This window comes from Aquabacterium sp. A08, assembly GCF_011742065.1.
This window is the reverse complement of sequence record NZ_JAAQQT010000508.1, coordinates 1-860: the sequence shown is the minus strand read 5'-3', so window position 1 is coordinate 860 and position 860 is coordinate 1. Positions and strand designations below refer to the sequence as shown.

The 860-nt window shown below is 65.2% G+C and carries 2 protein-coding genes; both read right to left on the bottom strand.

Annotated elements, in window-relative coordinates:
• Nucleotides 1–66: 66 nt before the first annotated feature.
• The gene (gene nudB, locus HA630_RS02905; protein ID WP_166832253.1) at nt 67–525 is read right to left on the bottom strand and encodes a dihydroneopterin triphosphate diphosphatase; all 459 of its coding nucleotides are present in this window, start codon (nt 523–525) and stop codon (nt 67–69) included.
• A gap of 35 nt (nt 526–560) precedes the next feature.
• Nucleotides 561–860 (bottom strand): flagellin (locus tag HA630_RS02900; protein ID WP_256368609.1); only part of this gene is annotated, 300 nt, incomplete at its 5' end.

Here is an 860-nt window from a genome sequence, read left to right as displayed (position 1 = left end):
GCCCTGCACGCCCTTGTGGATGTTGTAGGTGGCCACGCGCAGGGTGTTCATGCGGAAATCATGCCATCAAAGCCCGGGGTTTGACAGGCGCGGCAGCCACAGAATGGCCTCGGCGTTGGACGGCGAAAAGCAGCGGTCGGACGCGGCGCGCCAGGGCAGCCAGGCGTGGGCGGTGTGCTCGCGCGGGCTCAGGCGCACCGGGGTGCCGGCGGGCACCCGCAGGCCGAACAGGTGTTCGGTGTTGTGGGTGACGCCCGGCGCGTAGCGGTGCCGCCACTGGGGGTAGATTTCATAGACGTTTTCCAGCCCCCAGTCGCTCAGGGTGCAGCCGGGGCCGTGGGCGTCGATGCCGGTTTCTTCGGCCACCTCGCGGGTGGCGGTGGCGGCCCAGGGCTCGGCTTCAAAGTCTTTGGCACCCGTGACGGACTGCCAGAACCCCGGCGCGTCGGCGCGCTCGATGAGCAGCACCTCCAGCGCCGGCGTGTGGATGACGACGAGGACCGATTGGGGGATTTTGGGGGGCATGGCAACGGAATCTAACCGCTGTCATGCCTTTGAGCTTAACCCTGCAGCAACTGCAACACGCCCTGGGGAATCTGGTTGGCCTGCGCCACCATGGCGGTGCCGGCCTGCTGCAGGATCTGGGCGCGCGACAGGTTGGCCGTTTCCGCCGCAAAGTCGGCATCCTGGATGCGGCTGCGCGATGCCGACAGGTTCTCAGAAGTGATCTGTAAGCTCTGAATTGTGGTCTCGAAGCGGCTTTGCAGGGCGCCGAGTTTGGCCCGTTCGCCGCTGATGAAAGCCAGTGCAGAGTCGACAGTTTTCAGAGCTTCGCTGGCATTACTGAAAGTTGTGATGTC

Excerpts from the sequence above, each read along its gene's own strand:
- nudB (WP_166832253.1), bottom strand. The coding sequence starts at position 525 with ATGCCCCCCAAAATCCCCCAATCGGTCCTCGTCGTCATCCACACGCCG.